General features: G+C 51.8%; 11 protein-coding genes. 8 read left to right on the top strand and 3 right to left on the bottom strand.

Going from position 1 to position 15,235, the window contains the following annotated elements; translation table 11 throughout:
- The first annotated feature begins 107 nt into the window (after window positions 1-107).
- Both GOV38_RS11980 and GOV38_RS11975 read left to right on the top strand, forming a co-directional pair.
- Window positions 108-1,127: a carbohydrate kinase family protein gene (locus GOV38_RS11980; protein ID WP_171209665.1), complete on the top strand. Its 1,020-nt coding sequence runs from the start codon at window positions 108-110 to the stop codon at window positions 1,125-1,127.
- 306 nt (window positions 1,128-1,433) lie between these two features.
- Complete coding sequence (locus GOV38_RS11975; RefSeq protein ID WP_171209666.1) at window positions 1,434-2,069, top strand: YgjV family protein; 636 nt, start codon at window positions 1,434-1,436, stop codon at window positions 2,067-2,069.
- A gap of 267 nt (window positions 2,070-2,336) precedes the next feature.
- Here GOV38_RS11975 and GOV38_RS11970 read toward each other — a convergent pair whose 3' ends face one another.
- Together GOV38_RS11970 and GOV38_RS11965 are read right to left on the bottom strand one after the other, a co-directional pair.
- Window positions 2,337-3,572 (bottom strand): metallophosphoesterase, encoded by a 1,236-nt coding sequence (locus GOV38_RS11970; RefSeq protein WP_171209667.1) that lies wholly within the window; start codon window positions 3,570-3,572, stop codon window positions 2,337-2,339.
- 158 nt (window positions 3,573-3,730) lie between these two features.
- Entirely contained in the window at window positions 3,731-6,373 is a 2,643-nt protein-coding gene (locus GOV38_RS11965; protein ID WP_171209668.1) for an AsmA family protein, read from the bottom strand.
- 496 nt (window positions 6,374-6,869) lie between these two features.
- On the opposite strand from GOV38_RS11965, the gene GOV38_RS22300 reads away from it, so the two are divergent.
- The 6 genes from GOV38_RS22300 (at window position 6,870) to GOV38_RS11940 (ending at window position 13,749) form a co-directional block, all read left to right on the top strand.
- Window positions 6,870-7,025 carry a DUF5993 family protein gene (locus GOV38_RS22300; RefSeq protein ID WP_254445635.1) on the top strand — a complete coding sequence of 52 codons (156 nt, stop codon included), beginning with the start codon at window positions 6,870-6,872 and terminating at the stop codon, window positions 7,023-7,025.
- A gap of 9 nt (window positions 7,026-7,034) precedes the next feature.
- Window positions 7,035-7,616 (top strand): disulfide bond formation protein B, encoded by a 582-nt coding sequence (locus GOV38_RS11960; RefSeq protein WP_171128307.1) that lies wholly within the window; start codon window positions 7,035-7,037, stop codon window positions 7,614-7,616.
- Window positions 7,617-7,692: 76 nt separating this feature from the next.
- Window positions 7,693-9,018, top strand: a complete 1,326-nt coding sequence (locus tag GOV38_RS11955) for an amidase (protein ID WP_171209669.1) — start codon at window positions 7,693-7,695, stop codon at window positions 9,016-9,018.
- A gap of 132 nt (window positions 9,019-9,150) precedes the next feature.
- The gene (locus tag GOV38_RS11950; RefSeq protein ID WP_171209670.1) at window positions 9,151-10,221 is read left to right on the top strand and encodes a serine hydrolase; all 1,071 of its coding nucleotides are present in this window, start codon (window positions 9,151-9,153) and stop codon (window positions 10,219-10,221) included.
- A 566-nt stretch (window positions 10,222-10,787) separates the two neighbouring features.
- Window positions 10,788-11,840, top strand: coding sequence for a TRAP transporter substrate-binding protein (locus tag GOV38_RS11945; RefSeq protein ID WP_171209671.1), 1,053 nt, complete (start codon window positions 10,788-10,790; stop codon window positions 11,838-11,840).
- A 616-nt stretch (window positions 11,841-12,456) separates the two neighbouring features.
- Window positions 12,457-13,749, top strand: coding sequence for an MFS transporter (locus GOV38_RS11940; RefSeq protein WP_171209672.1), 1,293 nt, complete (start codon window positions 12,457-12,459; stop codon window positions 13,747-13,749).
- Between the two features lie 330 nt (window positions 13,750-14,079).
- Here the strand turns inward: GOV38_RS11940 and GOV38_RS11935 are convergent, their stop codons facing one another.
- A complete protein-coding gene (locus tag GOV38_RS11935) occupies window positions 14,080-15,117 on the bottom strand; it encodes a lipase family protein (protein ID WP_171209673.1) in 1,038 nt (345 codons plus the stop codon).
- Window positions 15,118-15,235: the final 118 nt, after the last annotated feature.

The following is a 15,235-nucleotide window of genomic DNA, read 5'->3' as shown; positions in this document are numbered from 1 at the left end:
ATTGCAAGAATGACCCAGAAAAAACAGCCAGACTTAAAATCCACTGCCCCAAACCGAAGCTGAACACACAGCGATGCATTTCGCCATCAAAACAAAGGGGAAATCAGATGCAAGAGTTACATCGCAGCGGATTGGTCGCAGCTGGGAACTTCATTGTTGATCATGTCAAAATCGTCGATGAATACCCGAACCAAGATCAACTGGCACTGGTACAATCGCAATCCCAGTTCAACGGAGGCGGTCCTTATAATTTACTCCGTGACCTTGTGGCTTTGGGCGCTGAATTCCCCCTGCATGCAGAGGGCCTGTTGGGAAATGACAGCGACGGAACTTGGATAATCGATGACTGCAAACGCCATGGCATAGACACAAGCGGGCTTAGAATATCCGCTGATCATGGCACGTCGTGGACGGATGTCATGTCGGTCCAATCCACGGGAAGGCGAACCTTCTTTCACTACCCGGGCGCCAACAACGAATTCGACTTAAAAATTTCCGACGTTCTGGGGTTTGATTCCAAGATTTTCTACCTTGGCTATTTGACCATGCTTGAAGCTTTGGATGCATTTGACGCGAATGGGAGAACGCAGGCAAGTAAAGTACTGGAACGCGCCAGCGATGCAGGTATAACGACGGTGGCTGATCTGGTCAGTCGCAAGCACCCGCAGTTTCGTGAAATCATCGCCAGTTCAGCGCCGCACTTGGATTACTTGATCCTCAACGAGATCGAAGCCAGTTGGCTCACGGGACGTAGAGTTGATGAAACGTCGACGGGGCTTCCCGAAATGCAGCGCGCCGCCCAAGAAATACTAAAGCTTGGGGTTCGCAGAGCCGTTGTGCTTCATTCAGAATTTGGGGCGGTCTGCGCAGGTCATGATGGGCTTAATTACTCACAACCTGCCATTTGTTTACCTCATTCGATAATTCAATCGAAGCTGGGTGCTGGTGACGCGTTTGCTGCAGGGTTTCTTATGGGGTTGCATGGTGTGCATCACTTGCAGGAATCCCTAGAATATGCCGTTAGCGCCGCAGCTGCCTGCATTACTTCGCCTTCCGCCTCGGATGGTATTCGTCCATTGCCTGAATGTCTGGATTTGGCAGCAAAGTATGGATTCTATGCGCCTTAGGGTTGGCGGATTGCAACGAGCCGATGCTTGAGTGGCGCCAGAGATTGAAAGGTGCTCAAAGTAGACCACGTCTCGACAAAGACGATGATTTCAATGTTTTTCGTGATCAAGCTGCTCCAAGCTTGGTACTTGCGTATTTTTCAATTCAGCGGGCCCCAGGGAGGTTTTTCCTTTACAGATCAGGTCGCTGTACGTTCTCTTTAGATTGATGGTCAGAGAAGCTCGGCTGGGTATGTTTCTTCAGACACTGCCCTCGAAAGGACTTACGAAACCGAATTCGCAAGAAGAAAGAAGGGATAGCATTTATTGATTTCGATCTCATACATTCTGGCGCAATTCCTTGGTGCGATTGCTTTCGGGTTTCAAGTTTTTTCTGCCAGATCTAAAGAGCGAAACAAACTCACTCTATTTCTAGGGTTTTCAAATATTTTCTGGGTAGCGCACTACGTGGCACTGGGCGTACCTCTTGCTGCGATAATTGCCGCACTGATCGCCGTACAGCTGATTGTTTCGAGTGTTGTGAATCAGAAATATCGAAACCCAATTATCGTTTTCTTCATTCTACTCTATTGGATCGCTGCCTATGTCACCTTTGAGAACCCTCTTCATCTTCTACCTGCGGTTGGGGCGTCCGCAGTTTCGATTTCGTTTTTGTTGAGTCGATCTCTTACGCAATTGCTTCCTGCAGTTGGCACGTCAGTGCTTTCTTTAACTCTCTTAAGCCGTGACTCTGCGATGGCTGTAAGAATTGGTGCGATGACTTCTTTTTCCATGTGGATGATGCATGGCTTTGTGACCGGATCACTCGTCGAGATCGCTGCAAATGGAATCCCTCTTGCGACAGCGTTCTATGGTTTGCTTGCCTATGATATCGGCATGAAACTTCCGTCATGGATACGAATTACCCGAAGCGGTAAAATACTGCCGGATGAGGATAATTGATTTACCGTTTGCGCCGAGCAAAAAGTCTTTTATGCCGATGAGTAACCTCTGCGAACTGTTAGCCACTTAAGCTAAACCTAAGACCCAATTCGCAGCGCTAGCGAACATGATCCGAATGCAGCAATTCTCCACCACTAAGGCTCTCGGCTTTCAACTATTCGCCAAGATAGAAGGATAAGTGTATCCAGTAAGACGCTTAATCTCGCCGTCCCATAAGTCCCCAACGCATCGATAAATGGAGCCATTCTAGTCACATTCGGCTTTCCATCATTCGCAAGAAAGCATTCGGCCCACAAGTCGACATCGATTCTGGGTTCTTCCTTTCGCATCAATCGACTCCATCGACCAGCTACCCTCTGCTTCCAAGATTAACATTAAGAAACCGAAATCGTTATTGCTGACCACCACACTTGCCAGGCTGCCAGCAACTTCAACATTGGTAGCAATATCGGTGGGCATAGGATCGAGCTGCGTTCCTCCGTTACCGCTTATCCCCTGCACTGGACCGTCCAGTAAATCGATAGCCTGAAACGCATGGATGTGGCCTGACAAAACAAGGTTGACCGTCTCAGGGATGAATTTGCCAAACGCTGCCCGCTGAGTGTCGTCACCATCAATTAGTTCCCCGAACGCATGCATGTTTACCCAAAGTGGTCTATGCGTGAGAAACCAAGCTTCGCTACGGATTTTTTCAAACAGGTCTTTGGCCATGAGTCGGTAGATGTCTAACAGGTCTGTGCTGCTTTGCGGTGCCGGGCCAGCCGAGGAGTCAAACGAAATTAGATCGAGACCATTCAAGGTTGCAATCCAAGGCAGGGTTACAGCGGGACAATCCGTAGGAACGGGCCCTACATCAAAATACCGAAACCACCCCTTGTCGCCGCGTCCACAGTTTTCGTGATTGCCCCTCAGGAGGACAAACGGGACGCTTCTGAACAAACTCTCCGCCGGGTTCAGCCAATCTACGGACCAGGATTTGAAAGTATCACCAAATGGAGATCCGCCGCATTTTTCTGCGTCCGTACATTCCGATGCTCGATAGACGTAGTCACCGACATGGATAACCAGATCCGGCGATCTGGTTGCGATTTCTTCCAGTATGGATTTCAGAGGCCAAGCAGTTGGATCCTTGCAGTTTTGTACTCTGGTGCCGCGAATTCGGCACCCAGTATCCCCGATCACGGCAATTCGTCGTACGTTTGGCTTGAGCGTTGGCAGCAGGTTTCCTTCGAGCTTTATTTTCTGAGCCAGTTTTGGCGCGTGGAATTCGCACACCAGATGAGGAAACTGGTCCTGTGGCATCGCGCGCTTCTTCATCGCAACAGTCTGGCCATCGATCTGCAACAAAGGGCAGTTAGGCAAGGCAGAGATTGATCTCACAATTATTTTTTCGTCAGGTCCGAGTTGGACCCATTGATGCAATACGTCGGCTTTGGAAGACGAAATTGTAAAACACAGCCATACCCATGCCACGAAAACGAATGAAGCGTTTCTGGTCAACATGCTGGCCCCTTTCCGGAAAATGAAACAAGCTTATTTGAGCGTAGAGGCGGCTCAGGTTTCAATGAATATCTGCACTCACAAGAGCGTTTTGCCGAGACACGAATTTTCCTGAGAGACCGCCTGGATCGAAGCGAATTCGATACGGAAAACTCAATCTACTATCTTAGTTGACTAATATCCGGGACGCAGGACTTTCGGTTTTCGGGTAACTCCGTAGCTCCATCCTTGCGTTGTTGGAATATGTTATGATGAAGCAGCTTTATTTTGGGATGCGTCAGCGAACCCACGACTTCGAATGGCCAGGCACTCCGCGACAAGGGCTTGCCGAGCTTTCGGGCCTCGGCCTGAATTGAAATCGTGTTCTTTATCCAATCCAGATCGCCATGGGCGACAAGCTGTACCTTTTTGGTTTCCGCAACAAACGAACTGAAAGACACGTCGCCAGCAGTGATTTTGATAGGGGCGGCCAGGCATGTGATCTTACTATAGCCTTTTCTGAGCTCTTCGGAAATCAGCCATGGAAAAATGCCAAGCCCGGACAACTCGAGAAGGCTGGTTGATATTCCTCCATTGGACATCAGGATCAAAGCAGACCCTTTCATTGAGTTGACATAGGCCTCGATCGAGCGCCTGTTTCCGGTAAACGCGAAACTGCCATGAAGGCGCCCTTCTGCAGAGTATTTGGTGTTGAGTTCGCTGAAGAGGGTTGCCAGATTCCAGTCTTTTATTGTGCCTTGAAGTGAAAGCAACTGCGGGCTCTTCGCCATATTCATTTTTGCTGTGGCCGAGAAACGGCCGCCATCATAGGCGACATCGACAGGGCCCAACTGGGCGAGGCCATTGCTTGCGCTCAATTGACTGGACAAACTGGTTATCATCTGTTCGCCCGCGATTTTCTTGATCTCGATGGACAGATCGACATCCTGATCGAGCAGAAAATCTTCGGCTTCGATCAAGTCAGTCACCTTCCCCTTCGAACCGCTGTGCTTTTGCCCCGTTGTCCCGGGTTGACGAAAGCTTGCTTCAATCCGTGAAGCAACAACAACCGCGTCTTTGATATCCTGCAATGCGATACTTTCGCTGGAGACCTTTCCTTTCGTCACCGGACGCGCGCCAGCGGTGGATGTTTCCAAATTGGCGCTCAGCTTCGAATTGCCGGGTGTCACCGCGATTGTACTCGAAAAATCCTCTTGCTTACCCTGCGCGGACAGGTTGACCTTTAAGGGCCCGGCTTTGACTGTTTTCTGGCCGATAGCGGCAAGAAACTGGGCGCTGTCATCGATCTCCAGGTCGAGATCAAAGGACAGGTCTTCAAAGTCATTTACGTTCCCAAGCTTGGCCTGGGTTTTCAGCTGCCATATTTTGGTATCGACCGTCTGCGCATCGAATTGGTTGAGACTGAGAAACCCCTGCAGGTCATCCGCAGAAAAGCTGCCTTCGACGCTGCCAAGCGATTTTGTGTCTATCATGCTCTGCTCTTGAAAGAACAGTGATGCCGGTATCGACATCGTCCCGCTAAAGTCGATCTCTTTCAGGCGCAACAGGTCTTTGATATTGCCTTTGGCGGTCAGGTATGGACGATCCTGCGGCCCCGCCTGCAATGTGATGTCTTCCAGCATCAGGTTCCCATTGTCAGCGCGAAACACGCGGCCAAAGCGAACCGGACCGATCTGTTTGAGCTCATTGTCAAACGCATTTGTCGTCAGTGTCAGATCCTGAAACTCCAGCGCGTTTTCCGTACCGACGATCTGAGTTGAAAGGTTTGTGAGCTTTAGATCCTTTATATCCGTGGCCGTTTCAGGTGGATTGCCCTGCGGATAGAAGCGTCCATCAATTGCAAGATCGACACCCTCAAATCCGATCAGATCTTCGACCGAGCCTTTCGCTGTTAACAACTGACCACCTGCAAGGTTCAAAGCCGTGCTGAAATCCGAGATTTTCAGCTTCGGGTGCTGGCTTTTAATGTCGGCCGTCAGATTTGCCTGACCTTCCAAATCACGGTCGAGACGAAGAAGTTCGAGTAGATCGCCAATTTCGCCAGTGTCTAAAGTCAGCTTGCCTTCGAAGCCGCCACCGTTCTGTGTGGTGATGGGAGTTCCATTGAAATCAAGGGTCATCTCACCAAAATTCGCATGTGTGGTGAATGCTTGGCCGCGAGGATAGTCACCTTCGATCTGAAAGCTCTGCCCGTTCACAGTGCCCTGGCTTGTGACTGTAGCACCCGCATCATCGCCCAGTTGATCCAAGTACAGATTTGCCAATTCGAAATCGAATTCGAAACCAGTTGTCTCGTTGTTCACCTTCAGAGCAACGGATGTGAACGTCACGGTTTTGTCGCTCAGAAAATCCAGGATGCCATCCGTGTTGTCTTTAATATCTAACGCTGTGGCACTGACCTCAGGCCGATTGTCCGCAACCCAACTTTGCTTCCCATCTGTGTCGGTCAGCAATCGAACATTGAGGCCATCGATGATCAGGTTGTCGATATCGATTTGGCCTGAAATCAGCGCAGGCAGGTTTAATTCCAGCTCCAGAACGTTTAGAGCGGCCAGGTTCACATTTTCTATGGTCTCGCTGGGCACCTCCACTTTGGTTGCATGGATGTAGCTGGTTGCCCCAAGTATGATGCTGACTTCACCTTCAATCAAAACCGTCTGTCCGATCTGTTCCGAGAGCATCCTCTCCAAAATCGGAGTTCGAAGCCCGGAGAAAACGGGCAGAGCTAAAGCTGACCAGAGAAGCAAGAGAATGAGAACGAGGAACAAAGCGGCTCGCACTGTTACCCGCAAAATGCCCGTCATATGATCTCACCACGTTTACCGTACATCGCCAACGTTCTCGAAAACTTCTGTAATAGAGAGGGTACCCAACAGCTTTGCGTGAAGAAACTAAATTGAGCCGCGTTTGATATCGATTTATCTCAAGCTAGCTCGCCGCCAAAACAATACGAAGTACAGCAATAACCGAAAAGCAATCATCCTGGGGAACAGGTTTAACGTCCGCTTCGAGCCCAAATCTTCCATATGTTCCGCGATGAATAGGTCGAAGCGATGTGCCTAAAACCAAAATTTGGCACTGAAAAGACCAGCACATAGGAGACATTTACAACTCAACTCTAACGCCGCTGGCATAGGCCGTATTGCTGACAGTCGCTGCGATTACACGATGAACGTGTCGTCAGCAGCCGAAAAAGCTCTGCCCATGAAATGATCGCTAGGGGCTTGATTAATAAACCTGAACCGGTTCAGCTTGGGAGATTGGTCACCACGGATATATTCGATCCGTAAGGAGCATCCCATGATTGCATTGCTATTTGCACTTTTTGCCAGCTCAATGACGCTTGCGTATTTAAAACTCGTAAGGTTCTCATACGCCGTTTTTGTACTGACATTATTGATGAGCGCATATTGGCTGAAATTTCATGCCACGACCGCCCTTTCCATCCAGCTGTGAGAGTTGCCGATGTCACCTGAATTCGCTCGAAATCTGAACGCGCTTGGTGTCCTCGCGGTTTGCCTTGTGTTGATTCTGGCCTTTTATTTTCAACTCGTATTGTACGAACTGCCCTGCCCGCTGTGTCTGCTTCAACGCGTAGGCTTTGTGGCGGTCGGATTTGGTCTGGGTTTGAATCTGTTATGGGGGACCCGGGCAAGAAACTATGGAATAGTCCTGGTGGCTGCGATCTTTGGCATCAGCGTTTCAATACGGCAGATTCTGTTGCACATCGTTCCTGGGACGGGTCACTACGGCTCGCCCGTGTTCGGCCTGCATTTTTATACTTGGGCCGGGATCGCCTTTGGTTTGGTGATCCTTGGGACCGCAATAATGCTCGTCTTTGAGAAGCAGTACGATCTTGCATCCGACGTCAGAGCGACGGAGAGATTTGGCGGGAGCCCGTTGGCCAAGACCGCGTTTTTTCTGATCTTAGGCTTGGCGATCGTCAACGCCGGTTCAGCGCTGTTAGAATGTGGGCCGGGAATTTGCGACGATCCGCCGACAGATTACAAGCTGTTGGATGACCTTGAAAACACGACCGATTCATAAGCGAGCGAAAAGCGCCTGGACCAAAAAGCATTTGCCATTTGGCTGCATAGAATATCATCAATGATCTGAGAAACCCATGTCCGCCTCCACCAGCAATCAGCTTGACAATGCCCTGGATGCCCTAGCGCGCAGTGAGGACAAAGTACACGCGTTCAGACATCTGATGGTTTCTGGCGCTCAGGCCGGCGAGGCCGGTGCCCATGTAAACACGCAAAAGCACCGGATCAAGGGATGGCCCTTTGCTGTCAAAGAGGTTTTTGATGTGGCGGGTGTTGTGACATCTGGGGGCTCGAAAGCGTACAAAGATCGTGTGCCTTCAAAAGACGCAACAGCCATCGAACGGCTTCGCGCAGCGGGCGGGATATTGGTCGGAACGCAAATCGCGCATGAATTGACCTGCGGACTGGATCAGCCACCAACACGCAATCCATGGAATGTTTCCTGCTACCCAGGTGGATCGAGCGCAGGCGCCGGTGTTTCGGTTGCTGTCGGATCCGCCCGCTTTGCACTCGGGACCGATGCTGCAGGATCCGTTCGCATTCCGGCGGCCATGACAGGAACAACGGGGTTGAAGCCAACTTGGGGCCTGATCAGCTCGCATGGGGTGATGCGTCAGGCATCTGCGCCGTCGATCGATCATGTTGGTATCATCGCCAGATCCGCTGCAGATCTAAGCCAGATTCTGCCAATTCTTGCAGGTCCAGATCCCTGGGACAAAGCAACTTTGCAGAACCAACCGGCGCATCGCGATAGGTACCCTACCACATCCAAGATCGCCGTTCTGGGAGAGGCTACATTTGAGGCGGTTGCCCAAATTTGCGACCTCGACCCAGAAGTCAAAGCCGCATTTTCTGACGCCGTTGCTGTTTTCAACCAAATTGGCATCGAGCTGATCGAAATTGACATTCCCACACTTCGATTGGCTGTCGACGCAACCGTCACGTTCTTTTCCGCAGAGTTGGCCTGCGCCAATGCTCGCACCTTAAACCAACGACGAGACGACTTTGCGCCAGCCGTCGCGGAGATGATCGATAGCGGGCTTGGAATTCCTAAAGACCAATTGCGAAACGCGGTACAAATTCGGTCTCAATTGCGACGGGAACTAGCCATCACACTCCGGAAAGCAAATGTGCAGGCCTTGCTGACACCAACGACACCGCGCCCCGCAATGCCTCTGGCGGATTTTGACCCAACGCAAGAACTTGCGAGTCTGGTACCCTTTACATGCGGATTTAATCTCACCGGCAACCCTGCGTTAAGCCTGCCTTGCGGCCAGACCCAAAATGGCCTGCCGATTGGGCTGCAGATGGTGGGTCACCATTACGAGGAGACGTCTCTACTGGAGCTTGCTCAAAAGTTTCAAGAGCTTACCCATTGGCACAAGTTGCGTCCGCCTGTCTGACACCAGGGTGTATTGTGATCACTGTCCATTCGCGCCACTTGGGATCGGTCGCAACAATACAGCTGTCCACGCTATCAAAATGTTCGTCTCAAGCTGATTGAAATCGGCGTTTTCCAAGTGCAGCGTTACCAGATGTTCAAGATTTGGAAGTCCAAGGTTCTGCTTTTCGCCGTTGTTAGTACAATTCTACCCGCGGGAGTAAGCGCTCAGAAACGCGATCCAAGCGAACTATTCGAAAATGCGGCTCAGGCAAATCCGCAGTTCGCGCTCGGGGTTGCATATGTCGTCGGGCAAAATAAGCCAAAGGTTAAGACCTCGGGACCCACCACCTTTCGCGGTTCAACGGCTGTCGCTGATGACGCCCCCTGGCATATTGGGTCCATTGGCAAATCCTTTACATCTACGTTGGTGATGCGATTGGTTGACAAGGGTATGGTGGACCTCGATACCCCGATCGACCAATACCTGCCGTCCCACAAAGATAGCATGCACCCAGAATGGAGGTCGTTGAATCTTCGGCAGCTTCTCAGTCACACTGCAGGTCTGCCCGCAAACCCACCAAACAAGGTTATGCGAAAGACATTCAACAACAAACCTTCCGCTGGTCGGTATGCGGCCCTATCGGCTATGTGGAGTGAACCACTGAAGCGGAGCGGCGAGTTTTCCTACTCAAACGTCGGGTATGTTCTTACGGGTTTTGTGGTCGAAGAGGTTACCAAAAGCACTTGGGAGGAGCTCATTCAGACCGAAATTGGTATGCCTTTCGGCCTAAGATCATTGGGTTTTGGTGCGCCAGTACCGCAAGACGCCGCGACAGGGCACAAATCAATTTTGGGGATTCCAATGCCTGTCCCACCTCAAAATCCGTTGTCAGACAATCCACGTTGGATGGGGCCGGCGGGAACACTGCATTTGAACTTGAGGGACCTTATGAAGTGGGGACAGTTGCACCTTCAAGCATGTGCCGGTCATCGGAACGACTTTTTAGAGCTTACAAGTTGTCAGACCATGCGAACGCCGGTATCGACAGGCTACGGCCTCGGATGGGTTATCCAAACGACCGAATCTAAGCCCACAGCTGTTTGGCACAATGGATCAAACACAATGTGGTATGCAGTTCTATACATGGTGCCAGAAGACGAATTAGTGATTGCCGCGGCGACCAACACTTATTCTCCCGAGCGAGTGGATGAGTTAGTATAAAAGCTTGTGTCAGCTCTCACCCCAAACCCCGAATAGTTTTGCGGATGCGATAGATGTCGCGGATGTTTGCAGACCCTCGTAAATGGTCAAATCTGCCGATAACTGATTGGTCAAAATGTGGTGCTTACAGCCCACTTTTTGGGTCATTCGCGGAGCTTGGGAAAGCAGCCCTGTGCAAACTTGCGACATGTGGACAAAGCAGCGTTTTCGTATTGACCGTATACATGTAAGTTCGCGGACAATGGAGCCATCTTTGATCCACATTTCGAAAGCAATCTGCACGTCGACAAAAAGTCGCGGAACAATCTGATCAAGAGTGATCATGCAACTATGAAGCGGCTGCTTGGGTATTGTGAGTGCATTCAAAGCATTTTTATCACCCAAAGCGGCACTGAGCTGGATCGAGACGGCAAAGACAATCAAACGCGGTCACACCTAAGACAGAAATCCTGGCATCCGCGGCAAGATCCAGCTCATCGACCAGCTTTTCGAAATAGCATGATCCAATGCACCGCATCGACAATCGCGCACCCTAAAACGCTAACCCATTAGACCCGGAGGACAACATGACAAAGATGACCAAACTGGCCCTAGCTACCTTACCCTTTGTGGCCATGAGCGGGCCAAGCCTGGCTCAGGATGTCACGATCACCCTGCAATCGGCTTTTCCGACCAGCCTTCCGGTCGTCAACACGATCCGGCAGTTCGAAGCAGATGTCGAGGCAGCCTCCGGCGGGACGATCCAGATCGAGCTGCGGGAACCTGGCGCGATTGTCCCACCCCTCGACATTCAACAGGCGGTTTCTGACGGCAAGATCGAAGCGGGCTATACCGCTGCGGCCTACCTTCATGGGTCCTTGCCCGTTGCGTCGTTTTTCACGTCGATGCCGTTCGGGCCGCCAGCGCTCGATTATATGGCCTGGTTCTACGAAGGCGGCGGGCTCGAACTCAATCAGCGCATGTATGACGATGCAGGCTTTGACCTCGTGACAATGCCAGTAACCTTCACCGGTATGGAATCGGGCGGCTGGTTCAATACAGCGATCGAAGGGACTGACGATTTTGCCGGGCTCAAGCTGCGCTGGACGGGTTTGGCCTCAGAAGTGCTGGCAAGCTTGGGTGCGGATACCGTGCTGATCGCAGGCGGCGAGATCTTTTCATCGCTTGAAAGTGGTGCCATCGATGGGACCGAGTTCAGCTTTCCCCAGGTGGATCTTGCGCTGGATTTTCCACAAGTGGCTTCTTTCTACTATTTCCCCGGCTGGCACCAACCCTCGACGATGATTGAGTTGGTCATCAACCGCGACGTTTGGGACGGACTGACAGACAGCCAGCGCAAGATCATCGACATGGCGGCCAGATCCAACGCGATGCGTTCAGTCCTGCAGATGGAATACTCACAAGCCGCCGCCGTCGCGCAAATGGAAGAACAGGGCGTGGAAGTCCGCCTTTACACCCCTGAGACCCTAGACAGCCTCTGGGAACCCTGGGACGTGCTTGTCTCCGAGATGGCTGCGGCTGACCCCTTTGTGGCAGAGGTCTGGGACAGTTTGCAGGCCGCGCAAACGCAAGAAGACGCCTGGGACGCGTTAACCGAAATACCTATGCAACGCCCATGATCGGCCATCTCAGTGCGGCCCTTGGGCCGTTGCACCCCAGGGGCTGAGATGAGCCTCTTGCACAACATGGGTCGGGCTGCAAAGGGCTCGAAGCCGACAAGCGATCGTGTGGCGCTATGCTCGGTTTCGAGCAATTCCGAACGTCGAATATTGCTGTCTCGGCACTATGACCCTGTGTTGGATACTGTTGGACGGAAACCGCCCGGACTCGTCGTCGACAGCGGTTGTATAGCACACGAAACGGTCACTCGAACAGAAGATGTCAACAGTTGGTTTTTCCGACAAATTTACTGAGACTGCGCGATGCCCCAATGACCGTAATGCTTCGACGAAACACTTATACCGGACCCTAAAACAACCTAATTAAGCTCTGCGGTCACAGCCCGCTTTCAAGGCTTACCCGCCAAGCCACATAGCCGCCTCGCGCGAATCTCCGCAGACCTCCTACCAAAACCATCGTAGGCGTTCGGTTAACGTCCGTTTCAGCCAGAATCCGCGCGTTTTGGAGGCGTTTTCAGCTCCAACTGCTTTGCAACCTCACCAAGCCGTTGAACAAATTGAGTATCTGCGTGAACGTTGTTAAAACTCGGAACCGCAGGGCAGTGTGTGAATATCAATGAGCAAACCGAAATTACCACCCCAACCCAAATCGGTTGACGGTCGCAATTATCAGTTGATTTTCTGGTCCGGAGCGCTGTCGACCATTGGCAACCAGTTGGTCAACCCGCGGCTGGTTTTGCCGTTTTTGTATCTCGCGCTTGGGGCTCCCACTTTCATAGCAGGTCTCTTGCTGCCTTTCGTCACCGGTGCGCGCCTGATCGCTGAAATCTTCGTCTCACCCTTCATAAACCGTGTGACCCGCGCAAAACTGGCAGTCTATATACCGAACATCCTAACAGGAACGGTTCTCGCGATACTTGCGTTGTTTGCGACGACGCTGCCGCAACTCATGGTGATTTTGCTGTTCCTAGTAACTGCTATCGTCATGGGGCTATGTCAGGGTATCACCAGCCTTGGCACCAGTCAGATCTACGGCGTTTCCGTCCCAGATGCCAAGCGCAACCGGATGGTTTTTGCCCAGGCTACCATTTCCGGGATTCTCGCGATCATAGTTGTCTGGGTCACCAAGGACCTTTTGGTCTCGGACCAGCCGATGCAGCGCCATATCGTGGTAATGTGGTGCGGTGTGATTGCCATGTTTGCTGCAGGGATCAGCTTCGCCGGTGTCAAGATTTTCGAAGAACGAACCATAGCACCACAGCCCGCCAAGAAGTCAAAACCGATGGCCGAATTGAAAACCGGGTTTAAGACTGGCATGGCTTACCCGTGGTACAGGAAATTCCTAACCGCGCGGCTTATCTTTGTATCAGTCGAGCTGGCCATGCCTTTCTATACGATCCATGCCGCTACTTACCACGTCGGTACAAAACACTCGCTCAGCTACTTTGTTATTGCGGCAAGCGCTGGTGTGGTGATTGGGTCCATTGCATGGGGTTGGCTCAGCGGTCGGGTCACAGTTAAACCGGTGATGTGGCTTGGATGCTTAATCTCGACCCTGTCGGCATTGTTGGCACTTGGGTTTACAATGATGGGCTATGCACAGAATGTTTGGCTGTACGCATTGGTCATCCTACTGCTTTCTCTGGGCGGCAACGGCGTGATCTACGGCCGATACTTGTATGTAATCGAAATGACAAACGAGAAAGAGCGCCCTTATCTCGTGGCTCTCGGTGACGTCATCGCCGGTCTTGTGGGTATTGCATTTGCCGCAATCCTGGGCGCGGTGGCGCATCTTCAGGATCCAATCACACCAATCTTCGTGCTGGCGGCGCTCAATCTGATCGCGATGTTTTATGCGTTCCGTCTACCCCCAACCAAGCAAGCGACGAGCAGCGGCGGTCAAAGCTGACTCGTATGAAAATGGTTCCTCAATCCTCTGCGAATGGGAAAGTCTCCCGCAGGTTTCGACCTACGATCTATTGCTGAATAGTCTGCGACGAAACTATGCTTACCTCTAATTGCATACACTCTATCACGACGCACAAACACTGAGAAAACAGCACCGTTATCGATTGGTCAGTCATAGTTTGACATTGGCGAAACGCACTGGGAAAAACTCAGCGTGATGAGGTAGTTGGAGTAATCGTAGTCCTAGTGATTCCCCCATTTCGAAGTCTAACGCGCTCTTACTTAAAGCAGCCAAAAATTTGCAGGCTGCGATGCGTAAGATCAGGCGCACTCAGCCGTCATTCCCGGCCTTACGCGCCGCAGTTTTTATCATTCGAAGGTAACTCGAGACGCTGGAATGTGCGGATGCGACTGCCTCGTATTCCTTAGCCTCAAGGGCCGTTGCAATTGCGGTTAGTGAAGCTCGGACGGCTTCGATCCCGTATGAAACAGACCCCTGTGAGTCCGTAATCACGACGACGTCACCCACAGCGGTATAACCTTTACCCGTCAGATCATGCGCAAGCCGCGCAAGAACGTCCCAACCAACGCGTTCCAAAACCCCAGATGGTTTGAGCGCTGCCCAAATGTCTGCGCGATCCCACCGGGCCAGATACGGAACGGCATCGCGGATAACTTGGATTCTGTGCGTTACATCAGTTAATCCGCTAGCCGCGTAGGCACGCGCAAACGCACTGTTGCCAGCCACAGGCGGCGCGAAGGCGTAGACCACAATTGGAAGGTCGGGCCATTTTTCCCTGACGAGCGACGCGACAAGAAAGGCCATTGCACCTCCTTTGCTATGCCCAGTAATCACCAACCCACCCGAGAGTGAAGCGACACGCGGTGCGAGCTTACGTTCGATCCAAGGCCAGAGACGCATAGCGGCGGTCGCAAATCCGGTTTCGGCTTCATCAGTCCCTTGATTGCCGACAGACCAAGGTTCAGGTTTGGCTTCGGCATCCTGTAGCCAATCTCTGATCCACCCGACACAATCGTTTCGAACCAAATTGGGTGATAGTGTTCCACGCAATGCAAGGACGGCGCGATCTCGTGATAGTGCTCCGACGAGTGCGGCGTCTATGTCATCGGCACCACTGGCTTCAAAATCAGGCGTATAAGTTTCGCTAAGCGCTCGGAATCCAACGGCATCCTGAAAAACGGGCATCACATCGTAAACCAAGGCTTCATCACCGTCGCCGCGCGTTTCGCTGCGCAAGATTGATGCTTGTTCGCTAGGCACAGTGGTCACACGGCGGATTTGGTATGCACAGATACAAGCGTTCATCGCGGCCAATGCTTCGGGCCAGGAAAGTGAGGTGCTAGTCATGAAAACATCAAAACTGCGTTGCAGCGCCCATACAACAGTTTTTGGGCGGTTTAGCTGGACGGGCAAAATTCTACCTAAGCAACAAAGATTTTGATTTCTTTGGTCCGCCAGAACCTGG

The organism is Ruegeria sp. HKCCA5839 (genome assembly GCF_013035585.1).
In the GTDB taxonomy this organism is placed as follows: Bacteria; Pseudomonadota; Alphaproteobacteria; order Rhodobacterales; family Rhodobacteraceae; genus Ruegeria.
This window is presented reverse-complemented; position numbering and strand designations above follow the sequence as displayed.

What these genes read in the sequence shown, in the direction of transcription:
- GOV38_RS11980 (WP_171209665.1), top strand. Translation starts at nt 108, where the DNA reads ATGCAAGAGTTACATCGCAGCGGATTGGTCGCAGCTGGGAACTTCATT.
- GOV38_RS11970 (WP_171209667.1), bottom strand. Translation starts at nt 3,572, where the DNA reads ATGTTGACCAGAAACGCTTCATTCGTTTTCGTGGCATGGGTATGGCTG.
- GOV38_RS11965 (WP_171209668.1), bottom strand. Translation starts at nt 6,373, where the DNA reads ATGACGGGCATTTTGCGGGTAACAGTGCGAGCCGCTTTGTTCCTCGTT.
- GOV38_RS22300 (WP_254445635.1), top strand. Translation starts at nt 6,870, where the DNA reads ATGATTGCATTGCTATTTGCACTTTTTGCCAGCTCAATGACGCTTGCG.
- GOV38_RS11960 (WP_171128307.1), top strand. Translation starts at nt 7,035, where the DNA reads ATGTCACCTGAATTCGCTCGAAATCTGAACGCGCTTGGTGTCCTCGCG.
- GOV38_RS11955 (WP_171209669.1), top strand. Translation starts at nt 7,693, where the DNA reads ATGTCCGCCTCCACCAGCAATCAGCTTGACAATGCCCTGGATGCCCTA.
- GOV38_RS11950 (WP_171209670.1), top strand. Translation starts at nt 9,151, where the DNA reads ATGTTCAAGATTTGGAAGTCCAAGGTTCTGCTTTTCGCCGTTGTTAGT.
- GOV38_RS11945 (WP_171209671.1), top strand. Translation starts at nt 10,788, where the DNA reads ATGACAAAGATGACCAAACTGGCCCTAGCTACCTTACCCTTTGTGGCC.
- GOV38_RS11940 (WP_171209672.1), top strand. Translation starts at nt 12,457, where the DNA reads ATGAGCAAACCGAAATTACCACCCCAACCCAAATCGGTTGACGGTCGC.
- GOV38_RS11935 (WP_171209673.1), bottom strand. Translation starts at nt 15,117, where the DNA reads ATGACTAGCACCTCACTTTCCTGGCCCGAAGCATTGGCCGCGATGAAC.